Here is a 19410-nt window from a genome sequence, read left to right on the forward strand (position 1 = left end):
GTGTGTTTAGGACACTGCCTCGAGCGCGTGCAAATGTCCGGACCGCGTCAAGATCGCGGCCCGGACACCCGACTCAGGACCGGCGGCGCGCGGCCTCGTACAGGACGACACCCGCCGCGACACCGGCGTTGAGGGATTCGGTGCCACCCGGCATCGGGATCCGCACGCGGTAGTCGCAGGTCTCGCCGACGAGGCGGGACAAGCCCTTGCCCTCGCTGCCGACGACGATGACGACGGGCCCGCCGAGAGCTTCGAGGTCACCGACGGTGTGCTCGCCGTCGGCCGCGAGACCGACGATGGCGATGCCCGCCTTCTTGTAGCCCTCGAGCGCGCGCGTCAGGTTCGTGGCGCGGGCGACGGGCGTACGGGCCGCGGCGCCCGCGGAGGTCTTCCAGGCACCGGCGGTCATGCCGGCCGCGCGCCGCTCGGGCACGACGACGCCGTGGCCGCCGAACGCGGAGACGGAACGCACGACGGCGCCCAGGTTGCGCGGGTCGGTGACGCCGTCCAGGGCGACGATCAGCGGGTCCTGGCCCTGGTCGTACGCGGCGGCGGCGAGGTCCTCCGGGTGCGCGTACTCGTACGGCGGGACCTGGAGGACGAGGCCCTGGTGGTTGAGGCCGTTCGTCATGCGGTCCAGCTCGGGGCGGGGGGCCTCCATCAGGTGGATGCCGCCGCGCTCACCGGCGAGCTGGAGCGCCTCGCGCACCCGCTCGTCGTTGTCGATGTACTGCTGGACGTAGAGCATCGAGGCGGGCACGCCCTCGCGCAGCGCCTCGACGACGGAGTTGCGCCCGACGACCATCTCGGACGTGCCCTTGCCGCCGCGGCTCTTCAGCGTCGCGGGGCGGCGGGCGGCCTGCTTGGCCTTGGCGTTCGCGATGCGGTTCTTCTTGTGCTTCTTGCGCATCTCGGCGGGCGGCGTCGGACCCTTGCCTTCGAGTCCCCGGCGTCGCTGGCCGCCACTGCCGACCTGCGCGCCCTTCTTGCCGGACATGCGGCGGTTGTTCGCGGCCATGATCTACCTGTCTGTGTGATGCGTATGTGCGTACGTATATGAAGTGTGCCGCCCGGAGGCCCGAGCGGCACATTCGCGCAGGTCGTCAGCGCGGGCCGAGCGTCCAGCGCGGCCCGGTCGGGCTGTCCTCGATGACGAGCCCGGACTGGCCGAGCTGGTCGCGGATGGCGTCGGCGGTGGCCCAGTCCTTGCGGGCGCGAGCGGACTCGCGCTGCTCGAGGACGAGCCGTACGAGGGTGTCGACGGCGCCGTGCAGGTCCTCGCCACGGTCGGTCTCGCCGGCCCACTGCGGGTCGAGCGGGTCCAGACCGAGGACGCCGAGCATCGCGCGTACCTCGGCGAGGCGGGCGACGGCGGCCTCCTTGTCGTCGGCGGCGAGGGCGCTGTTGCCCTGGCGGACGGCGGTGTGGATGATCGCGAGCGCCTGCGGCACGCCGAGGTCGTCGTCCATGGCCTCGGCGAAGGCGGGCGGCACCTCGTCGGCGGGGGCGACGACGCCCCCGGCCTTCTCGACGACGCGCTGCACGAAGCCCTCGATCCGCGCGAACGCGGACTCGGCGTCGCGCAGGGCCTCCTCGCTGTACTCGATCGTCGAGCGGTAGTGCGGGGTGCCGAGGTAGTAGCGCAGCACGATCGGGCGCCAGTCCTTGACCATCTCGGACACGAGGACCGAGTTGCCCAGGGACTTCGACATCTTCTCGCCGCTCATGGTGACCCACGAGTTGTGCACCCAGTACTTGGCGAACTCGTCGCCGAAGGCCTTGGCCTGGGCGATCTCGTTCTCGTGGTGCGGGAAGATCAGGTCGATGCCGCCGCCGTGGATGTCGAAGGCGGTGCCCAGGTACTTGTGGGCCATCGCCGAGCACTCCAGGTGCCAGCCGGGCCGGCCGCGGCCCCACGGGGTCTCCCAGCTGGGCTCCCCGGGCTTGACGGCCTTCCACATGGCGAAGTCGCGCGGGTCGCGCTTGCCGGTCTCGCCGTCGCCGGACGGCTGGCGCAGGTCGTCGAGGTCCTGGTTCGACAGCTCCAGGTAGCCGGGGAAGGAACGCACGTCGAAGTAGACGTTCCCGTCCGCCTCGTAGGCGTGGCCGCGCTCGATGAGGCCGCGCATCATCTCGACCATCTCGGTGACATGACCGGTGGCGCGCGGCTCGTAGGTGGGCGGCAGGCAGCCGAGGGCGGTGTAGCCGTCGTTGAACGCGCGCTCGTTCTCGTACCCGATCGACCACCAGGGCCTGCCCTGTTCGGCGGCCTTCTTGATGATCTTGTCGTCGATGTCGGTGACGTTCCGCACGAACGTCACTTCGTAGCCGCGGTACGTGAACCAGCGGCGCATGATGTCGAAGTTGAGGCCGGACCGGATGTGCCCGATGTGCGGAGCGGCCTGCACGGTCGCGCCACAGAGGTAGATCGAGACACAACCCGGTGTCAGCGGGACGAAGTCACGGATCTTCCGGGCGCTGGTGTCGTGCAGGCGAATAGTCACGCCTCCAGGGTAGTGGGCCCAAGGCAGTGCCCCGCGACCCCTTGGGGACACGGGGCGCAACCGTGACGTTGTGACGTGTGTCAGGCCGCCGTTCAGATCCGGCCGACGACCTTGCGGGGTGTGATGCGCACGACGACGCGCTCTGCGTCGTCGGCGGAGCGGGGGTTGAAGTCCGCGTACTGCTTGCCCGTGTACTTGAGCGACAGCTCGTCGATGAGCTCCTGGCCGCCCTCGGTGGTGAGGTCGGCGGTGCCGCGGATCTCGGCGTACGCGTAGGGGTTGTCGGTGGGCTGCACGACGACGGTGACGCGGGGGTCGCGGCGCAGGTTCTTCTCCTTGCGCCGGTCGACGGTCGTGGAGAACAGCACGTCGTCCCCGTCCCGCTTCACCCAGACAGGCGACACCTGCGGGCTCCCGTCGGGCTGGATGGTGGCGACGGTGATGAAGACGGGGGTGTCGAGCAACGCCTTGAGCTCGTCGGACAGCTGGGCGGACATGAAGCCTCACTCCTTGGGGGGATGCCTGCACGAGTACCCGATACTGCGCCAACATCCGCCCCCGGAGCGGTATTTCAGCCCGCCCTGACGACCAGCGCCGTGGCGATCGCCGCGAGGCCGTCGCCGCGGCCGGGGAAACCCAGGCCGTCGGTGGTGGCGCCGGAGACGGAGACCGGGGCGCCGGCGGCGTCCGACAGCACCTTCTGTGCCTCCTCGCGCCGCTTCCCGATCTTCGGCCGGGGGCCGACGACCTGTACGGCGACGTTGCCGATGGTGAAGCCCGCCTCGCGCACGATGCGGGCGGCCTCGGTCAGCAAGGTGAGCCCCGAAGCGCCGGACCACTCGGGGCGGCCGGTGCCGAAGTGGGCACCGAGGTCACCGAGTCCGGCGGCGGAGAACAGCGCGTTGCACGCGGCGTGCGCGACGACGTCGGCGTCGGAGTGCCCGGCGAGCCCGGGGCCCTCGCCCTCCCACTTCAGGCCGGCGCACCACAGCTCGCGGCCCTCTTCGAAGGCGTGGATGTCGGTGCCGATGCCGACGAGGGGGATGACCGGCGGCTCAGAACCCATCGTTGGCCCTCCTGCGGGCGAGTACGGCTTCGGCGAGCACGAGGTCGAGGGGGCGGGTCACCTTGAAGGCCTCCTCGTGCCCGGGCACGACGACGACCGGTTCGCCGAGCTGCTCGACCATGCTGGCGTCGTCCGTCACGTTGTCGGTGACGGTCTCGTGGGCGCGCACGAGCGTCGCGCGGTCGAAGCCCTGCGGGGTCTGCACGGCACGCAGCCGGGCCCGCTCGGGCGTCGCGACGACGAGCTCGGGGCCGCCGTCGGTGCGGGCCTCGACCTGCTTGACCGTGTCGGCGAGGGGCAGCGCGGGGACGACGGCGGGGGCCCCCTCGCGTACGGCTTCGATGACGCCGTCGACCGTGTCGACGGGCACCAGGGGGCGGGCCGCGTCGTGGACGAGGACGACGTCGATGCCGGGCGGCAGGGCGTCGAGGCCGAGCTTCACGGATTCCTGGCGGGTCTCGCCGCCGGGGACTACGACGAAGTCGGTCCGCTCGGGCAGCGCGTGGTCGGCGAGGAGGGTCTTCACCTCGGCGGCGGACGCCTCGTCGGGCGGCGCGACCACGACGACGAGGGAGACGGACCGCGAGGCGGCCATCGCCCGGACGGCGTGGATGAGCATCGGGGTGCCATTGAGCGCGCGGAGTGCTTTGGGGGCGCCCGGGCCGAGGCGTACGCCCCGGCCGGCGGCCGGAATCACGGCCGCGGTGCGCGAGGGCCGCGTTTCGTCAGACATCGCTTCCGTTCAGGTTTGTGTGCTCGACCGAGGTGGGTATGGCCAACACCAGTGCCGGGCGCGACGCCTCGACCGGACCCCTTCCGTGACATCCGGTCGAGCCAGCTGCCCGGGCCCGGCACACCAACTGAGTCCAGCGGGTAAGGCGCCACGAGTAGGCACAGAGTGCGGGTACGAACATGCCGCAGCGCCCGGCGACACCATCAAGGGTCAGCGGGCACCGCGGCATTATTCATGCGCCTGGGCTCTCACCCGGGACTTCTTGTCGCAGCCGCGTGCCGGTCAGGGCACGCGTCAGGACGCGAGAACCTCGTCGAGCAGGGCCTCGGCCTTGTCCTCGTTCGTGTTCTCAGCGAGCGCGAGCTCGCTCACCAGGATCTGCCGTGCCTTGGCGAGCATGCGCTTCTCACCTGCGGACAGTCCGCGCTCACGCTCCCGACGCCACAGGTCACGGACAACTTCCGCGACCTTGATGACATCGCCGGAGGCGAGCTTCTCGAGATTTGCCTTGTAGCGGCGCGACCAGTTCGTGGGCTCTTCGGCGTACGGCGCGCGAAGCACCTCGAAGACCCGGTCGAGACCGTCCTGACCGACCACATCACGTACGCCGACGAACTCCGCATTGTCCGCTGGCACACGCACCGTCAGGTCACCCTGCGCGACCTTCAGCACCAAGTAGGTCTTGTCCACGCCTTTGATCTGGCGAGTTTCGATAGCCTCGATCAGCGCGGCCCCGTGATGGGGATAGACCACGGTGTCGCCAACCTTGAACGTCATGTGACAGGTACCCCTTCCGTGGCTATCCAGGGTAACACGGAAACGGCGTCTTCTGAATGGCGTTTTCGCAGGTCAGGGCATATCTCGGGGCTTGACAACCACAACCGGAACGTGCTGCGGAGGGCCTGCGGAAGGGGGTATTCGCAGGTCGGAGCGGCTCTCCGGCGGAGCCGAAACGCGCACGTTACACCTACCTGGAAGGCCCCGCAGAGGGTTGAACGTCCCGGTTTGCGCGGTTCGAAGCGCCACACTTCCGCTACTCCGTTCGGTGAGTCGGAGACGCGTGCGACCTGAATCCGGAATTGATCACCGTGGGGGGTGATCAATTTTCCGTACCGCCATGCATTCCTTACCGGAAATCCGCAGGGGCGGTCCCGTGGCCCTTATGCGAATGGTGAACGGGAGGCCAATGCGGCCTGTCACGTTTGGTGAGGTGAGAGGGGTCGAAGGGGTCGGCGGGGGTGTGATCGCGGGTGGGGCGGGCCGTGCGCGCCACGGTCGGAGCGGGGGTTCGGCCGGTGCCGAGATCCATCCGAAACCCCCTAGGGGCGGGTCGGGTGCAGCGGCGCGCGAACGGCTCGGTAACCTAAGCCCGCTGACAGACCCTTAGGGCGGCTTTACACCCGTCCAGGGCGTCCAGACCCTTACCGCCCACGTTCAAGGAGTTGCCGCCGCCGTGAGCAGCAGCCTTCGACGCGGCGCCCTCGCCGCCGCCGCCCTCGCGTTCTCGATCGCCTCGCTCGCCGCGTGCGGCGCCGGAAACAACGCCCAGACGCTGGAGGTCAAGCCGGACAACGCGGAGACCTCCGTCGGGGACATCCGGATCCAGAACGCCACCGTGATCACGCAGCCCGACCTGAAGTCCACGGGTCCGGCCGTCGTGACCGCGACGCTCTTCAACAATGGCTCCAAGCCCCAGACCCTCGACTCGATCGCGCTCGACGGCGTCGGCAAGAAGGCCGAGCTGTCGGCCGCCGACGGCAAGAAGACCGTGACGATCCCGGCCGGCGGCTCCCTCGTGCTCGGCGGGGAGGGCAACGCGTCCGCGCAGCTGCCCAACAGCCGCACCGCCGACCTCGACGGTGACGTGAAGGCGCTGACCTTCACGTTCAGCACCACGGGCGCCGTCAAGATCCAGTCGTTCGTCGTGCCGGCCGAGAGCTACTTCAAGAAGTGGGGGCCGAGCGAGATCCCGGCCGTGCCGAGCACGGAGCCGTCGGAGTCCGCGTCCGAGTCCGCGACGCCTTCCGGTTCGGCCACTCCGTCCGGCTCCGCCTCGCCGTCCGAGTCGGCCTCGGGCAGCGCCGCCGCCGGGCACTGATCACGTACGTACGCAATGGCGAAGGGCGGGACCCCCGGTGGGGATCCCGCCCTTCGGCGTTCCGTGACCGGGCCACCACCGTGACCCGGCGGTCTACGGCTCGAACTTGTGGCCCAGGCCGCGCACCGTCACCAGGTGGCGCGGGGCACCCGGGTCCGGCTCGATCTTGGCGCGCAGGCGCTTGACGTGGACGTCGAGGCCCCCTCCCCCGTGCGCTCCTCGCACCGCTTCACGGGCTTCGAAGCGCTGCGCCGGACTCCGTCCGGACGTCCCGACGCAGCCACACGGCGGTCTACGGCTCGAACTTGTAGCCCAGGCCGCGCACCGTCACCAGGTAGCGCGGGGCACCCGGGTCCGGCTCGATCTTGGCGCGCAGGCGCTTGACGTGGACGTCGAGGGTCTTGGTGTCGCCCACGTAGTCCGCGCCCCAGACTCGGTCGATGAGCTGCATGCGGGTCAGGACGCGGCCCGCGTTGCGCAGGAGCATCTCCAGGAGGTCGAACTCCTTGAGGGGCAGGTCGACCTTGGAGCCGGAGACCGTGACGACGTGGCGGTCCACGTCCATGCGGACCGGGCCGGCCTCCAGGGCCTGCGGGGTGACCTCCTCGGGCTCGCCCCGGCGGCGCAGGACCGCGCGGATACGGGCGACCAGCTCGCGGGACGAGAAGGGCTTGGTGACGTAGTCGTCGGCTCCTATCTCGAGGCCCACGACCTTGTCGATCTCGCTGTCCTTGGCGGTCACCATGATGACGGGGACGTTGGACCGGCCGCGCAGCTGGCGGCAGACCTCGGTGCCGGGCAGGCCCGGCAGCATCAGGTCGAGCAGGACGAGGTCGGCGCCGTTGCGCTCGAACTCGTCGAGTCCGTCGGGGCCGGTGGCCGCGATGGCGACCTCGAAACCCTCCTTGCGAAGCATGTACGACAGGGCGTCGGAGAAGGATTCCTCGTCCTCGACGACGAGCACTCGGGTCACGGAAGGACCTCCGGGGCGGCAGGAATGGGATCGTATGCGGTTGTCTCGTCGGGCCCGTCGGCGTCGTTGCCGTCGTGGTGTCCGTATGCGTCGCCGCCTACGTGTCCTGGGCCGCGGTCGCGGGTCGCGCCTGCCTCCGGCAGCCGCAGGGTGAACGTGGAGCCCTGGCCTTCGGAGCTCCATACGGTGACTTCCCCGCCGTGCGAGGCAGCCACGTGCTTGACGATGGCGAGGCCGAGGCCCGTGCCGCCGGTGGCCCGGGAGCGGGCCGGGTCGACCCGGTAGAAGCGCTCGAAGATGCGCTCCTTGTCCTTGTCGGAGATACCGAGGCCCTGGTCGGTGACCGCCACTTCTATGAGGTCTCCGCCGGGCGCGCTGACCCTGCGCGCGGCTATGCCCACGCGGGTTCGGGCCGGGCTGTAGTTGACGGCGTTCTCGACGAGGTTGCCGAGAGCCGCGGCGAGCTGGCCGCGGTTGCCCCAGATCTGGAGGTCCGCGGTGCCTCCCGCGGCCATGGTGATCTGCTTCGTGCCGGCCTGGTGGCGGCAGCGGTCGATCGCCTCGGCGACGAGTTCGTCGACGCGGACCGGCTCGGCGTCCTCCAGCGGGTCGTCGTTCTGCACCCGGGACAGGTCGATGAGCTCCTGGACCAGGTTCGTCAGGCGGGTCGCCTCGATCTGCATCCTGCCTGCGAAGCGCTCCACCGCCTCCGGGTCGTCGGACGCGTCCATGACCGCCTCGGAGAGGAGGCTGAGCGCGCCGACCGGGGTCTTCAGCTCGTGGCTGACGTTCGCCACGAAGTCACGGCGGACCGCCTCGATGCGGCGGGCCTCCGTCAGGTCCTCCACGAGGAGCAGGACCAGGCGGGAGCCGAGGGGAGCCACCCGCGCGGAGACCGCGAGGGCGTCCCCGCGGCCGGTACCGCGGCGGGGCAGGTCGAGCTCGACCTGTCGTATCTCTCCGTCACGGCGGGTGTCCCTGGCCATGAGGAGCATCGGCTCCACGGCCAGCTTGCCGCCTCTGACCAGGCCGAGGGCGTACGCCGCCGAGCTGGCCTTGACCACGCTGTCCGCCTCGTCCAGGACGACGGCGGAGGAGCGCAGTACGGAGAGGACGGTGTCGACGCCGGGCGGAAGGACCGGGTCCGTGTGCAGGGAAGTACGGGTGGGGCGTTTCTGGTCGCGTTCGCTCCAGCGAAACGCCAGCATGGCGATCACGCCGGTGCACACCCCGGCGATCGCTGCCGCTGCGGCGACCGCCGCGTTCACGTCCATGCCTCCAGGTTATGCGCCTCGCAAGCGCTGCCCACAGCCGTCCGAGTGGTACCTCGAACACTCGTCGCCCAGAGTTCACCTTGGATACAGGGGTGATTCATTTGAGGTGACGGAAACGGACGCGTACAGGGCCGAACGTGGGAGCGTGGGGCACAGCAGCCCCACGCAGTGAGTGAGAGGGACAGTTGTATGCGTGACGCGTACCACGAGGAACTTGACTCGATCGGCGAGGGCCTGGTCGAGATGGCCCGCCTTGTCGGGTCGGCGATCGGGCGCGCCACCACGGCCATGCTCGACGCCGACCTGAAGCTGGCCGAGAGTGTCATCGCGGCGGATCAGAAGGTCGACGACCTGCAGCATGACCTGGAGGCGAGGGCGATAGCCCTGCTCGCGCGCCAGCAGCCCGTCGCCACGGACCTGCGGATCGTCGTGACCTCGCTGCGGATGAGCGCGGACCTGGAGCGCAGCGGTGACCTGGCGCAGCACGTCGCCAAGCTCGCCCGGCTGCGGTTCCCGGACAAGGCCGTTCCGCACGACCTGCACGCGACCGTCCTGGAGATGGGGCAGCTCGCACAGCGGCTCATGGCGAAGTCCGCCGAGGTCATCATCACCAAGGACGTCGACCTCGCGCTCCAGCTGGAGCAGGACGACGACGAGATGGACCTGCTGCACCGGACGCTGTTCCAGCACCTGATGGACGACCGGTGGAAGCACGGCATCGAGACCGCCGTGGACGTGACGCTGCTGGGCCGTTACTACGAGCGCTTCGCCGATCACGCGGTCTCCGTGGCCAAGCGTGTGGTGTACCTGGTGACCGGTGAGCACGCCGACGAGATCCAGCCGCCGCAGCCGCAGCCTGTCGACGGCCGCTGAGCCGGGCCTCTCTCGGGGTGATGTGTCGGACGGGGGCCCCGCACCTGTGTGGTGCGGGGCCCCCGTCGTGTTCCGTCCAGTCAGCCCGAGCAGCCGCCGCACTGGCACGGCGCGCCCGACTGGCAGCCGCAGCCGCAGCCCGAGCCGCAGCCGCAGGCGCCTAGCAGGACCAGCCGGTGCGGCTGCGCGACTTCCGTGGGCTGCTCTGCGACGGCTTCGGGGGTGGGGGACTCGGCCATGGTGTTCCCTCCTCGGGGCGAACTGCCTGTCACCCAGTTCATGCCCCGCCCGGCGGGCGCGTCAACGGCGCACACGCGCGCGGGCGTTCGCCTTTGCGGCCACTGTGTGGCCGATGGTGCCGATGAGTAGCAGGGCGACCACCGTGCCCAGCGTGAATGCCTCGAACGCCGTCCGCGACACCCCCCACGTGTCGTGGAATTCGTACGCGATGCCGAGGAGCGCCTCCAGCGTGCCCGGGAACAGGGCAGCCCATGAGCCGGTCAGGATCCACGCGTAGACCAGCGCCGCGCAGATCATGAACCCCTTCGTACCGAAAGGGACTTGGTACGGGCGCGGTACGTCCCTGTGGCGCAGGCGCAGGACCGCCAGGGCCGGGATCACCGTCAGGTACGAGAGCAGCAGCGTCGTCACCGCGACGGTCAGGACGACCGAGAACACCGCCGCCGCGTCGCCGTCCGCGAGCCGCATCGCCGCCACCATGAACACCGTAGCGATCGCCCCCGACAGCAGGTTCGTGCGCACCGGTGTGCCCAGCGTCGGGTGGAACGCGCCCAGCCTGCGGCTGAAGAAGCCGCCGTCCGCCGCCGCCATCGCCTGCATCCGGTCGCTGACGATCATCCAGGCGCTGCCCTGGGTGAGGAGCGCGAAGACGAAGAGGAGCGCGGTCGCCTTCAGGAGTGCGCCGCTCGCGCCTCCGTAGATCGTGAAGATGGTCTGGGCGCCCTCCATGAAGCCGCCGATGCCGGTCACCTTGCCGGGCGGGACCACGGAGAGGATCGCCAGGACGGGGAGCAGGTAGCAGGCCGCCGCGATCGCCGCGGAGCGTCCGAGGGCCGTGGGGACGTCGCGTTGCGGGTTGTGCATCTCCTCGCCCGCCGCGTTCGGGGCCTCGAAGCCGACGTAGGCGAAGAGGAGCACCGGGACGAGCGCCAGGAACCCGGCCGTCGTGGGGGTGAAGGTGGCGGTGGTGTGGTCCGCCGTTCCTGTCAGCCCCTGGAAGCCGTGCTCCAGTCCGTACGCCACTGCCGTCGCCGTGAACACGGTGAGCGCGAGGACCTTGGCCGCCGCGCCCGCCGTCGTGATCCATTTGCCTCTGCGCAGCGAGACCACCGCCGTGAGGATCGCCGTCCAGATGAACACCGTCTTGAACGCGTAGTCGGCGAACGTGCCCTGGCCCAGGCGGAACACGAAGCCGTCCCAGGTCTGGGCCGCGATGAACACGAGCGAGCCGCCCAGCCAGATCGGGTTCGTCACCCAGTAGAAGAGCGTCGTGATCGCCGCCGTCAGCCGGCCGAACGCCAGCTTCACCCAGACGTAGGGACCGCCCTCCTGGGGAAAGGCCGCGCCGGTCTCCGCGAAGAGCAGCGCGTACGGGATGAGGAACGCGACCGCGATGACCGCCGTCCACGTCACCGCCTCTCCGCCGCCCGTCGCGATCTGGCCCACCGTGTCGAAGGAGATCACCGCGGCCACCGCCATCGCCGTGATGTCGAAACGGCGGAGGCTTCGGTGGAGGTTGGGGGTGGAGGTGGGCGTGCTTTCCGCGGAGGTGAGGGTGCCTTCCGCGTCCGCGGGGGTCGTGCTGGGGGGTGGAGGTGCTGCTTGTTCTTTGTAGTCGGGCACGTCGGTGTCCTCGTGAGCTGGGGACGGGTGGGACGGTGCGGGTGGCATGGGGGCGCTCGGTGGTTCGTGGGGCAGGGCCCCGGGGCTACTTGGTGATGTCGCCCGCCGGTGTCGTGCGTTCGAGGACCGAGCGCATCGCCGTCGCCGCCTCCTTCGCCTCCTGCTCCGTCATGATCAGCGGCGGGGACAGGACCAGGCTGTGGGCCGAGTCGCGGACGATGACGCCCGTCTCCTTGCGGATCACGTCGTGCGGCATGCGGGCCGGGTTCATGGGGAGGGGGGTGCGGGTCTCGCGGTCCGCGACCAGTTCCACCGCCAGCATCATGCCGACCGAGCGGATCTCGCCGACGATCGGCAGGTCGCCCAGCGCGTCGGTGAGCTGGTCGTGGAGGTACTCGCCCATCGTGACGGCGCGCGACAGGAGGTTCTCCCGCTCGATGATGTCGAGGTTGGCGAGCGCCACCGCCGCCGCCACCGGGTGCCCGTTGTACGTGTAGCCCATCGGGAAGCCGTGGTCCTGGAGCAGCGCCTCGGTCACCTCGTCGGAGACCAGGAGTGCGCCGAGGGGTGTGTAGCCCGACGTGATGCCCTTGGCCGTCGTGATGATGTCCGGCTTCACGCCGAAGTGCTGGGCCGCGAACCATTCGCCCACGCGGCCGTACGCCGTCACCACCTCGTCGAAGATGAGGAGGATGCCGTGGCGGTCGAGGACCTCGCGCACGCGCGGCCAGTAGTCCGCCGGCGGGACCAGCATGCCGCCCACGCCCATGATGGGCTCGCCGATCATCGCCGCGATGTTGGAGGCGCCGATCTCCGCGATGCGGCCCTCCAGTTCGGCGATCAGGAAGTCGGTGGGGTCGGCGTCGCCGTAGAGCTCCGTGCGGTAGGGCCACGGGGGCGTCAGGTGGCTGACGTGCGGCATCATCGGGGCGAAGCCCTCGTGGTAGACCGGGAAGCCGGTGGCCGAGCCGCCGCCGTAGCCGATGCCGTGGTACGCCTTGTCGCGGGCCAGGATCCAGGTGCGGGAGCCCTCGCCCCGGCGGTGGTGGTAGTAGCGGGCCATCTTGATGGCCGCCTCGTTGCCCTCCGAGCCGCCCGACGTGAAGTAGACGTGGTTGAGGTTGTCGGGGGCCAGTGTGGCGAGGCGCTCGGCCAGTCGGATCGCCTTGTCGTTCGAGAACTCCCAGAAGCTCGTGAAGTATTCGAGCTGCTGCATCTGGGCGTGCGCGACGTCCGCGATCTCCTTGCGGCCGTGGCCGACCTGGGCGAGCCAGAGCCCGCCGGTCGCGTCGAGGTAGCTGCGGCCCTCCGCGTCGGTGAGGCGGCAGCCCTTGCCCTCCGTCATCACCACGCGCTCCTCGGCGGTGCCGGGGAGGTAGGGGTGGATGATGTGCGCCCGGTCCGTGGCGGCGAGCTGCTGTGCGGGGGTGAGGGTCATGGTGTTCGTCCCTTCGGGAGGTCGTGTGGAGGGTCGGGGGGCCGTCCGGGCGGTCGCCGTCGGGCCCGGTCGCGCGTGCGGGTTCACGCGTACGTGATCCACGTCGTCTTCAGGCCCGTGTACTTGTCGAGGGAGTGGAGCGACAGGTCCCTGCCGTGGCCCGACTGTTTGAAGCCGCCGAACGGCGTGAGGGGGCTCAGCGCGTCGACCGTGTTCACCGAGACCGTCCCGGCGCGCAGGGCGTCCGCCACGCGGTGGGCGCGGGCCAGGTCCCTCGTCCACAGCGAGGCCGCCAGGCCGTACGGGGAGTCGTTGGCGGTCCGAATCGCCTCTGCCTCCGTGCTGAAGGCGTGGACCGTCAGGACCGGGCCGAAGAGTTCCTCGCTCGCCAGGGGCGCGTCGGGGCGCAGACCGGTGACGATCGTGGGGGTGAGGTACGCGCCCTCGCGCGTGCCGCCCGTGATCACCTTGCCGTCCGATGCCTCGACCGCGCCGAGGACCCGGACGGCCTGGGCCTCGTCCACCAGCGGGCCGAGGTTCGTGTCGGGGTCCAGGGGGTCGCCAGGCACGAAGCGTGCCGCGTGTTCGGCGACGCGGGCCGTGAACTCCTCGGCGATCGAACTCTCCACCAACAGGCGGGTGTTGGCCGAGCAGACCTGGCCGGCGTTGTACGCGAATCCCCAGGCCGCGCGCTCCGCCGCCGCGTCCAGGTCCGCGTCGGCGAAGACCACGTTCGGGCTCTTGCCGCCCGCCTCCGGCCAGACCTGCTTCATGTTCGACTCGGCGGCGTAGGCCTGGAAGAGGCGGGCGACCTTCGTCGAGCCCGTGAAGACCAGGGTGTCGACGTCCTCGTGCAGCCCGAGGGCCCGGCCCGCCGTGTCGCCCATGCCGGGGACGACGTTCAGCACACCGTCGGGGAGACCCGCCTCCGCCGCCAGTTCGGCCAGACGCAGGGCCGACAGCGGGGACTGCTCCGCCGGCTTGAGTACGACGCTGTTGCCCGCCGCGAGGGCCGGCGCCAGCTTCCAACTCGCCAGGTCGAGGGGGAAGTTCCACGGGACCACGGCGCCCACCACGCCCAGCGGTGTGCGGCGGACCGTCGCCAGGTTGCCCGGGGGCGTCGGCGCGATCTCGTCGTACAGCTTGTCGGCGGCCTCCGCGTACCAGGCGAAGACGCCGGCCGCGCCGGGCACGTCCGTGCCGTACGACTCGGCGATCGGCTTGCCCATGTCGAGGGTATCGAGGAGGGCCAGTTCCTCGGCGTCGGCGGCGATCAGGTCGGCGAGCCTGAGCAGGACGCGCTTGCGGGCCGCGGGGTCGGTGCGGGACCAGCGGCCGTCGTCGAAGGACGTGCGGGCCGCGCGGACCGCCGCGTCGATCTCGGGCGCTTCGCCCCGGGTGACGTGTGCCGTGACCTCGCCGGTGGCCGGGTTGACGGTGGGGAAGGTGGCCCGGGACCGCGCCTCGGTCCATGTGCCGTCGATGAACGCCCTGGTGCGTGGCGTCAGTTCGGCGGCTCGGCGCTGCCAGTCTGCGTGGGTGTTCATGCGGCGGCTCCCTCTACTTCTTTGAGATCGGATTCAAACAATGAGGTGCCGGGTCGTCAATGCCATGGACGCAAGGAACTTGATTTATTTGAACCGAGTAACAGAGAATTAACCCATGGGGAACAAGCCTGGGAGACCGAAGAACCAGACGGCGCGCCGCGAGGCCCTCGTCGACGCGGCGGGACGCGCCATCGCCGAGCGGGGCCTGGAGGGGCTGCGCATCAAGGACATCGCCGCCGAGGCGGGCATGTCGGCGGGGTCGGTCCTGTACTACTACCCGGAGATGGACGAGCTGGTCCTCGAAGTGCACCGGGGCGCCGTGGAGCGCTATCTGGCCGCGCGGCAGGGGGCCGTGGACGGGGCGACCGGAGCCGTGGCACGACTGCGGGCCCTCGTGGGGAGCGGGCTGCCGGGCGGCTCGGGAGACGCCGTGCACGGACTGCTCTTCGAGCTACACCGGCGCGCCGACCGCAGCTCCGGGCACGCGACGTTGATGGCGTCCCTCTTCGCGCGCGAGGTCGCCCTGTACGCGACCGTGCTCGAAGTCGGCGCGGCCGTGGGGGAGTTCACGCTCACCGAGCCCGTCGCCGACCTCGCACGCAATCTCGTCGCGCTGGAGGACGGCTACGGCCTGCACATCGTCAGCCGCAACGCCGAGCTGACGCCGGACGTCGCCCGGCGCCTGCTCCTCGGCTACGCGCGGACGGTCACCGGCTGCCCGGAGCTGTGAGCCGGGCCCGCTCCCGGTCGTCGCCCGCGAGGGCCACCGCGGTGAGCGCCATGCCCAGCGCGCCGTCGAGGACCGCCCGGTCCGCGTCCGGGGTGACGCACGCCGCCGCGAACTCCTTCTGGTGGTTGACCGCGGGCAGCGAGTTGATGCCCAGGTAGGGGTGGATGGCGGGCAGGACGCGGGAGACGTTGCCCATGTCCGTGGAGGCGCGGTTCATCCGGGCCGCCGGCGATCCGGGGCTGTCGAAGGTGCGGCCGAGGGATCCGGCCGCCCGCCGGTAGGCGGCCAGCATCGCGGCGTCGTTGCGGAACTCCGAGTACGGGCGGGACTCCGGCTCCATTTCGAGGTCGCAGGCCGAGGCCAGGGCGCCGGCCTCGAAGCATTTCTCGACGCGCGGCTGGAGCGCGGACAGCTCCTCGAGACTTCCCGCGCGCACGTACCAGCGGCCCTCGGTCAGCTCCGGGATCGCGTTCGGGGCCTCCCCGCCGCGCGTCACCATGCCGTGCACGCGCGTGGTGGATGGGAGCTGCTGGCGCAGGAGTCCGATGGCGACCTGGGCGACGGTGAAGGCGTCCGCCGCGTTGCGGCCCTGCTCCGGGTACGCCGCCGCGTGCGCCGCCTTGCCGTGGTAGCGGACCTTGAGGTGCGCGACCGCGTACGGGTCGGCCTCGGCGACGTCCGCGGGACCGGGGTGCACCATCATCGCCGCGTGCACCCCGTCGAAGGCGCCGCGCTCCAGCATGAGGATCTTGCCGCCGCCGCCCTCCTCGGCCGGGGTGCCGAAGACGGTGACCTTGAGGCCCAACTCGTCCGCCACCGGAGCCAGTCCGGCCGCGGCGCCCACCGCGGCCGCCGCGATGACGTTGTGCCCGCAGGCGTGGCCGAGGCCGGGCAGCGCGTCGTACTCGGCGCAGATCGCGAGGTGCAGCGGGCCGCTGCCGACGGTGGCGGTGAAGGCGGTGGGCAGGCCCGCGGTGCCGGTCACGACGTCGTAGCCGAGGTCGTCGAGGGCGTACGCGGTCCAGCGCGCCGCCTTCTCCTCCTCCCACGCCACCTCGGGGTTCGCGTGGATGCGGTGGCTCAGGGCGAGGAGTTCGGGCGCCGCCTTCGCGACCGCCTCGCGCACGGGCCTCACTCGTCCCCCGGCACGCCGTAGTTCGGCGCCGCGTCCGGGGCGAGCGCCCGCTGCACGTACGCCTCCTGCTGGGGCTCCCACCGTTTCCACAGGTCCGCGAGCTCCGCGATCGGGTCGCCCTCGGTCCAGTCCACGCGCAGGTCCGTCACCGGCCACTGCTGCGCGTCGACGACGAGGAGCCCGGCCGAGTGGACGGGGCCCGCCTCGCCGCCCGCCGCCGCGCCCGCGGTCAGCGCGTCGACGAGGCGGCGGGCGAGCGGAGCCTGAGGGTCCGCGCCCGTGAACGCATCGAGTACCGCCTGGGGGACTCCGGGGCCCGCCAGCAGGTTCCCCGCGGCCACGGCGTCGGGGCCGACCGCCTCCGCGTACGTGCCGAGAGTCCGCGCACCTGAGAAGACCGCGCCGGGTCCGGAGACGCCGACGGCCGTCAACTGCCGCCACTCGGCGTGGGGTTGGCCGGCCACCTCGCGCACGGCCGTCTTCGCGGACACCCCGGATTCCAGGAGGTCGAGCAGGCGGGTGCCCAGGCGCGGGTCGGTGACGTTCTGGGAGCAGACCGCGCCCACTCCGGGCCGTACGTGCGCGCAGCGCGCGGCGACGGCCGGCGAGGACGAGGTGACAGCCACCCCGAACCGGCCCGTGCGCGGGCACCGCGCGGCGATCGAGAACGTCATCGGCGCTCCTTCGGGATGACGGCCGTGGCGTCGATCTCGACGAGCCACTCCGGGCGGGCGAGCGCCGAGACGACCAGGCCCGTGGAGACGTAGTGGACGCCCTTGAGCCGGCGGCCCATGACACGGTAGACGGGCTCGCGGAAGCGGATGTCCGTCAGATAGACGGTGATCTTGACGATGTCGTCGAGGCGGCTGCCGGACTCCTCCAGGAGCATCGCGATGTTCGCCATGGCCTGCTCGGCCTGGGCGGCGACGTCCCCGACGCCGACGTTCTCGCGGGTGTCGAGGTCCTGGCCGATCTGGCCGCGCAGATACACCGTGCCGTCGGCGACGACCGCCTGCGCGAGGTCGTTGGACAGGTCCTGCTCGGGGTAGGTGTCCGCCGTGTTGAAGGGGCGGACACGCCGGTGGGTCGTCACTTGGCCTTCCTCCCGAGGGTGCCGAGGACGTTGTCGCTGAGGCCGGCCGCGTCCTTCACCAGGTCGAGCGGGCCCTCCCAGTCGAAGTTGCGGTACACCGCGCCGAGGTGCGCGAACGGCGGGGACTGCGCGAAGAGCTGGAAGGTCAGCCGGTGGCCCGCGTAGTCCGAGTTGAGCAGGTCACGGGCGTAGGCGAGGAGCTTGCGGCGGTCCTCGGCGACCCAGTGCTCGTTGATCGAGTAGAACTTGTCGAGCCACGGCTTGGTGTCCGGGTGGTCGAAGGACGCCTTGTCGGGCGTGATGCAGATCTGCCCGCCGCACAGCTCGCGCGCGATGTGCATCATCTCGTGCAGCTGCGAGCAGGCCAGGACGCGGCCGGTGTACAGCAGCGACTGGTTCGGCATGAGGAGCCCGCCGGGGCTGGGCTCGGCCATGGCGATGGACGCGGTCAGGTGCGCGTTGATGCCCTCGCGGTAGCAGGCCAGCGTCGCGAGCTTCTCCTGTACGGCCTGCTGCTTCTCCAGGCCCGTCTGCTTCACGTTCCACAGCGCGGCGCCGATCATCAGGTCCGCGAGCCGCAGGTTGCGCTGCGTGAACGCGAACGCGCTGTAGCGGTGGAGCGTGGCGCGGATGAAGGTCGCGGCCTTGGTGTCCCGGTAGAAGAGGACGTTCTCCCAGGGGATCTCGACGTCGTCGAAGACGACCAGGGTGTCGACCTCGTCGAAGCGGCTGGAGACCGGGTAGTCGGCGGGCGGCTTGCTGCCGGCGAAGCCCGTGCGGCAGATGTACTTCAGGCCCGGCGAACCCATGTCGGCGATGAAGCCGAGGGCGTAGTCGGAGAGTTCGGAGTCGCCCCAGTTCGCGATCGTCGGCTTCGTGAACGCCTGGTTCGAGTAGGCGGCGGCCGTCTCGTACTTGGCGCCGCGCACGACGATGCCGCTGTCCGTCTCCCGCACGACGTGGAGGAGCATGTCCGGGTCCTGGTCCTGGGGGCGCTTGGAGCGGTCGCCCTTCGGGTCGGTGTTCGCCGAGACGTGGAAGGGATCGGCGTACAGCGCGTGGTCGATGTGCCGCTTGACGTTCTCCGCGTACGTCGGGTTGATCGCGTTGAGGACGTCCTGGCCGTCGATGAGCGACCAGACCTCGCCGATCGTCTCGTCCCCGACGCGGGTGACGACCCCGCCGACGTCGCTCAGCACGGCGTCCGTCGCCGCCCGCTTCGCGTCCCAGTCCTCGCGGGTGCGCGGCGGCTTCTGCTGGATCGCGTTGACCTCGCCGGTCGACTCGTCCTCGTACGTCATCGAGTCCCGGGTCGCCGGGTCGTGCGCCATGTCGTAGATCCGGGCGCGTATGTCGACCAGCGGCTTGAACGCGGGGTGCGTGGTCACGTCGGTGACCTTCTCGCCGTTCATCCATACGTCGCGGCCGTCGCGGATCGACTCGCGGTACTGGTCTCCGGTGCGGATCATGCGCCGTGCTCCTTGGGGGAGTTGAGGGGGCTCGGGGTGGCGTACGTACGGGCGTGGTGGACGAGCGGGCGGGCGCCGGAGGCCGCGGAGGCGACGACGGCACCGAACAGGACCTGGTGGGTGCCCCGCGTGACGGGGTCGGCGAGCCGGCAGTCGAAGGCGGCGGCCGCGCCGCGCAGGACGGGCGCGCCGGTGGCGAGCACGTCCCACTCGGCGCAGTCGAAGTCGTACGGGCCGCTGCCGTGGGCGGGGCGGCCCGCGAACACGTCCGAGACGTGGGCCTGGCCGGTGGCGAGGACGCTCACGGCGATGACGCCGTTGCGCACGGCGGCCGCGGCGAGGGGGCTCCGCTCGTTCACACAGACCAGCAGCGAGGGCGGGTCGGCGGAGACGGAGCACATGGCGGAGACGGTCTGGGCGAAGCGACCGGCCGGTCCTTCAGTGGAGACAACGGTCACGCCCGTCGCGGCGTTCCCCATCGCGGCCACGAAGTCCTGGCGGGATGTGAGGAGTTGATCCGGAGCAATGGTCATGAGCGGCCTCCCTCGGAGCGAGTGGGCTGTGGTGCGACCACTATGCGAGGGGAAGCCTGCATCCGTACAACAGATCTTTTC

At 70.8% G+C, this 19410-nt stretch carries 20 protein-coding genes and 1 pseudogene; 3 read left to right on the plus strand and 18 right to left on the minus strand.

Features of this window, described 5'->3' with window-relative positions:
• Positions 1-73 precede the first annotated feature (73 nt).
• The 6 genes from rlmB to LGI35_RS21640 form a co-directional block, all read right to left on the minus strand.
• Positions 74-1018, minus strand: a complete 945-nt coding sequence (rlmB, locus tag LGI35_RS21615; protein ID WP_227295563.1) for a 23S rRNA (guanosine(2251)-2'-O)-methyltransferase RlmB — start codon at positions 1016-1018, stop codon at positions 74-76.
• Between the two features lie 85 nt (positions 1019-1103).
• A complete protein-coding gene (cysS, locus tag LGI35_RS21620) occupies positions 1104-2504 on the minus strand; it encodes a cysteine--tRNA ligase (protein ID WP_227295565.1) in 1401 nt (466 codons plus the stop codon).
• Between the two features lie 92 nt (positions 2505-2596).
• A complete protein-coding gene (locus LGI35_RS21625) occupies positions 2597-3001 on the minus strand; it encodes a PPOX class F420-dependent oxidoreductase (RefSeq protein WP_227295574.1) in 405 nt (134 codons plus the stop codon).
• Positions 3002-3075: 74 nt separating this feature from the next.
• Positions 3076-3570, minus strand: coding sequence for a 2-C-methyl-D-erythritol 2,4-cyclodiphosphate synthase (gene ispF, locus LGI35_RS21630; RefSeq protein WP_227295576.1), 495 nt, complete (start codon positions 3568-3570; stop codon positions 3076-3078).
• Complete coding sequence (gene ispD / locus LGI35_RS21635; protein WP_100595665.1) at positions 3560-4303, minus strand: 2-C-methyl-D-erythritol 4-phosphate cytidylyltransferase; 744 nt, start codon at positions 4301-4303, stop codon at positions 3560-3562. The genes ispF and ispD overlap by 11 nt, the downstream gene beginning before the upstream one ends.
• A 294-nt stretch (positions 4304-4597) precedes the next feature.
• Complete coding sequence (locus LGI35_RS21640; RefSeq protein WP_003953493.1) at positions 4598-5080, minus strand: CarD family transcriptional regulator; 483 nt, start codon at positions 5078-5080, stop codon at positions 4598-4600.
• 676 nt (positions 5081-5756) lie between these two features.
• Here LGI35_RS21640 and LGI35_RS21645 point away from each other — a divergent pair.
• Positions 5757-6401, plus strand: a complete 645-nt coding sequence (locus LGI35_RS21645) for a copper chaperone PCu(A)C (RefSeq protein ID WP_227295578.1) — start codon at positions 5757-5759, stop codon at positions 6399-6401.
• A gap of 93 nt (positions 6402-6494) precedes the next feature.
• Here the strand turns inward: LGI35_RS21645 and LGI35_RS21650 are convergent.
• From LGI35_RS21650 to phoR, 3 genes and pseudogenes are all read right to left on the minus strand, one after another.
• Positions 6495-6599, minus strand: a pseudogene (locus tag LGI35_RS21650) (winged helix-turn-helix domain-containing protein); the annotation flags it as partial.
• Positions 6600-6693: 94 nt separating this feature from the next.
• The gene (gene phoP / locus LGI35_RS21655) at positions 6694-7365 is read right to left on the minus strand and encodes a two-component system response regulator PhoP (protein ID WP_468975769.1); all 672 of its coding nucleotides are present in this window, start codon (positions 7363-7365) and stop codon (positions 6694-6696) included.
• A 5-nt stretch (positions 7366-7370) separates the two neighbouring features.
• Complete coding sequence (phoR, locus tag LGI35_RS21660) at positions 7371-8648, minus strand: two-component system sensor histidine kinase PhoR (protein WP_227295580.1); 1278 nt, start codon at positions 8646-8648, stop codon at positions 7371-7373.
• Between the two features lie 189 nt (positions 8649-8837).
• On the opposite strand from phoR, the gene phoU reads away from it, so the two are divergent.
• Complete coding sequence (gene phoU / locus LGI35_RS21665) at positions 8838-9521, plus strand: phosphate signaling complex protein PhoU (protein WP_227295582.1); 684 nt, start codon at positions 8838-8840, stop codon at positions 9519-9521.
• Positions 9522-9601: 80 nt separating this feature from the next.
• On the opposite strand, the gene LGI35_RS21670 is transcribed toward phoU, so the two are convergent.
• From LGI35_RS21670 to LGI35_RS21685, 4 genes are all read right to left on the minus strand, one after another.
• Complete coding sequence (locus tag LGI35_RS21670) at positions 9602-9760, minus strand: hypothetical protein (RefSeq protein ID WP_165914669.1); 159 nt, start codon at positions 9758-9760, stop codon at positions 9602-9604.
• Positions 9761-9821: 61 nt separating this feature from the next.
• Positions 9822-11384 (minus strand): APC family permease, encoded by a 1563-nt coding sequence (locus LGI35_RS21675; RefSeq protein WP_227295584.1) that lies wholly within the window; start codon positions 11382-11384, stop codon positions 9822-9824.
• Positions 11385-11469: 85 nt separating this feature from the next.
• Positions 11470-12822: an aminotransferase family protein gene (locus LGI35_RS21680; RefSeq protein WP_227295586.1), complete on the minus strand. Its 1353-nt coding sequence runs from the start codon at positions 12820-12822 to the stop codon at positions 11470-11472.
• Positions 12823-12905: 83 nt separating this feature from the next.
• Positions 12906-14369 (minus strand): aldehyde dehydrogenase, encoded by a 1464-nt coding sequence (locus LGI35_RS21685; RefSeq protein ID WP_227295595.1) that lies wholly within the window; start codon positions 14367-14369, stop codon positions 12906-12908.
• Positions 14370-14484: 115 nt separating this feature from the next.
• On the opposite strand from LGI35_RS21685, the gene LGI35_RS21690 reads away from it, so the two are divergent.
• Positions 14485-15099, plus strand: a complete 615-nt coding sequence (locus tag LGI35_RS21690) for a TetR/AcrR family transcriptional regulator (protein WP_227295603.1) — start codon at positions 14485-14487, stop codon at positions 15097-15099.
• Here the strand turns inward: LGI35_RS21690 and LGI35_RS21695 are convergent.
• Genes LGI35_RS21695 through LGI35_RS21715 form a run of 5 tightly spaced genes read right to left on the minus strand, consistent with a single transcriptional unit; the run spans position 15077 to position 19329 of the window.
• Positions 15077-16234 (minus strand): M20 family metallopeptidase, encoded by a 1158-nt coding sequence (locus LGI35_RS21695; RefSeq protein ID WP_376222950.1) that lies wholly within the window; start codon positions 16232-16234, stop codon positions 15077-15079. The genes LGI35_RS21690 and LGI35_RS21695 overlap by 23 nt on opposite strands.
• Complete coding sequence (locus tag LGI35_RS21700) at positions 16231-16908, minus strand: DUF1028 domain-containing protein (protein ID WP_227295607.1); 678 nt, start codon at positions 16906-16908, stop codon at positions 16231-16233. The genes LGI35_RS21695 and LGI35_RS21700 overlap by 4 nt, the downstream gene beginning before the upstream one ends.
• Complete coding sequence (locus tag LGI35_RS21705) at positions 16905-17327, minus strand: RidA family protein (protein ID WP_227295609.1); 423 nt, start codon at positions 17325-17327, stop codon at positions 16905-16907. Before LGI35_RS21705 ends, LGI35_RS21700 begins: the two co-directional genes overlap by 4 nt.
• Entirely contained in the window at positions 17324-18796 is a 1473-nt protein-coding gene (locus tag LGI35_RS21710; protein ID WP_227295611.1) for a 4-hydroxyphenylacetate 3-hydroxylase family protein, read from the minus strand. The genes LGI35_RS21705 and LGI35_RS21710 overlap by 4 nt, the downstream gene beginning before the upstream one ends.
• Positions 18793-19329: a flavin reductase family protein gene (locus LGI35_RS21715; protein WP_227295612.1), complete on the minus strand. Its 537-nt coding sequence runs from the start codon at positions 19327-19329 to the stop codon at positions 18793-18795. The genes LGI35_RS21710 and LGI35_RS21715 overlap by 4 nt, the downstream gene beginning before the upstream one ends.
• Positions 19330-19410 lie beyond the last annotated feature (81 nt).

Origin of the sequence: Streptomyces longhuiensis (assembly GCF_020616555.1) — a bacterium.
Lineage (GTDB): Bacteria > Actinomycetota > Actinomycetes > Streptomycetales > Streptomycetaceae > Streptomyces > Streptomyces longhuiensis.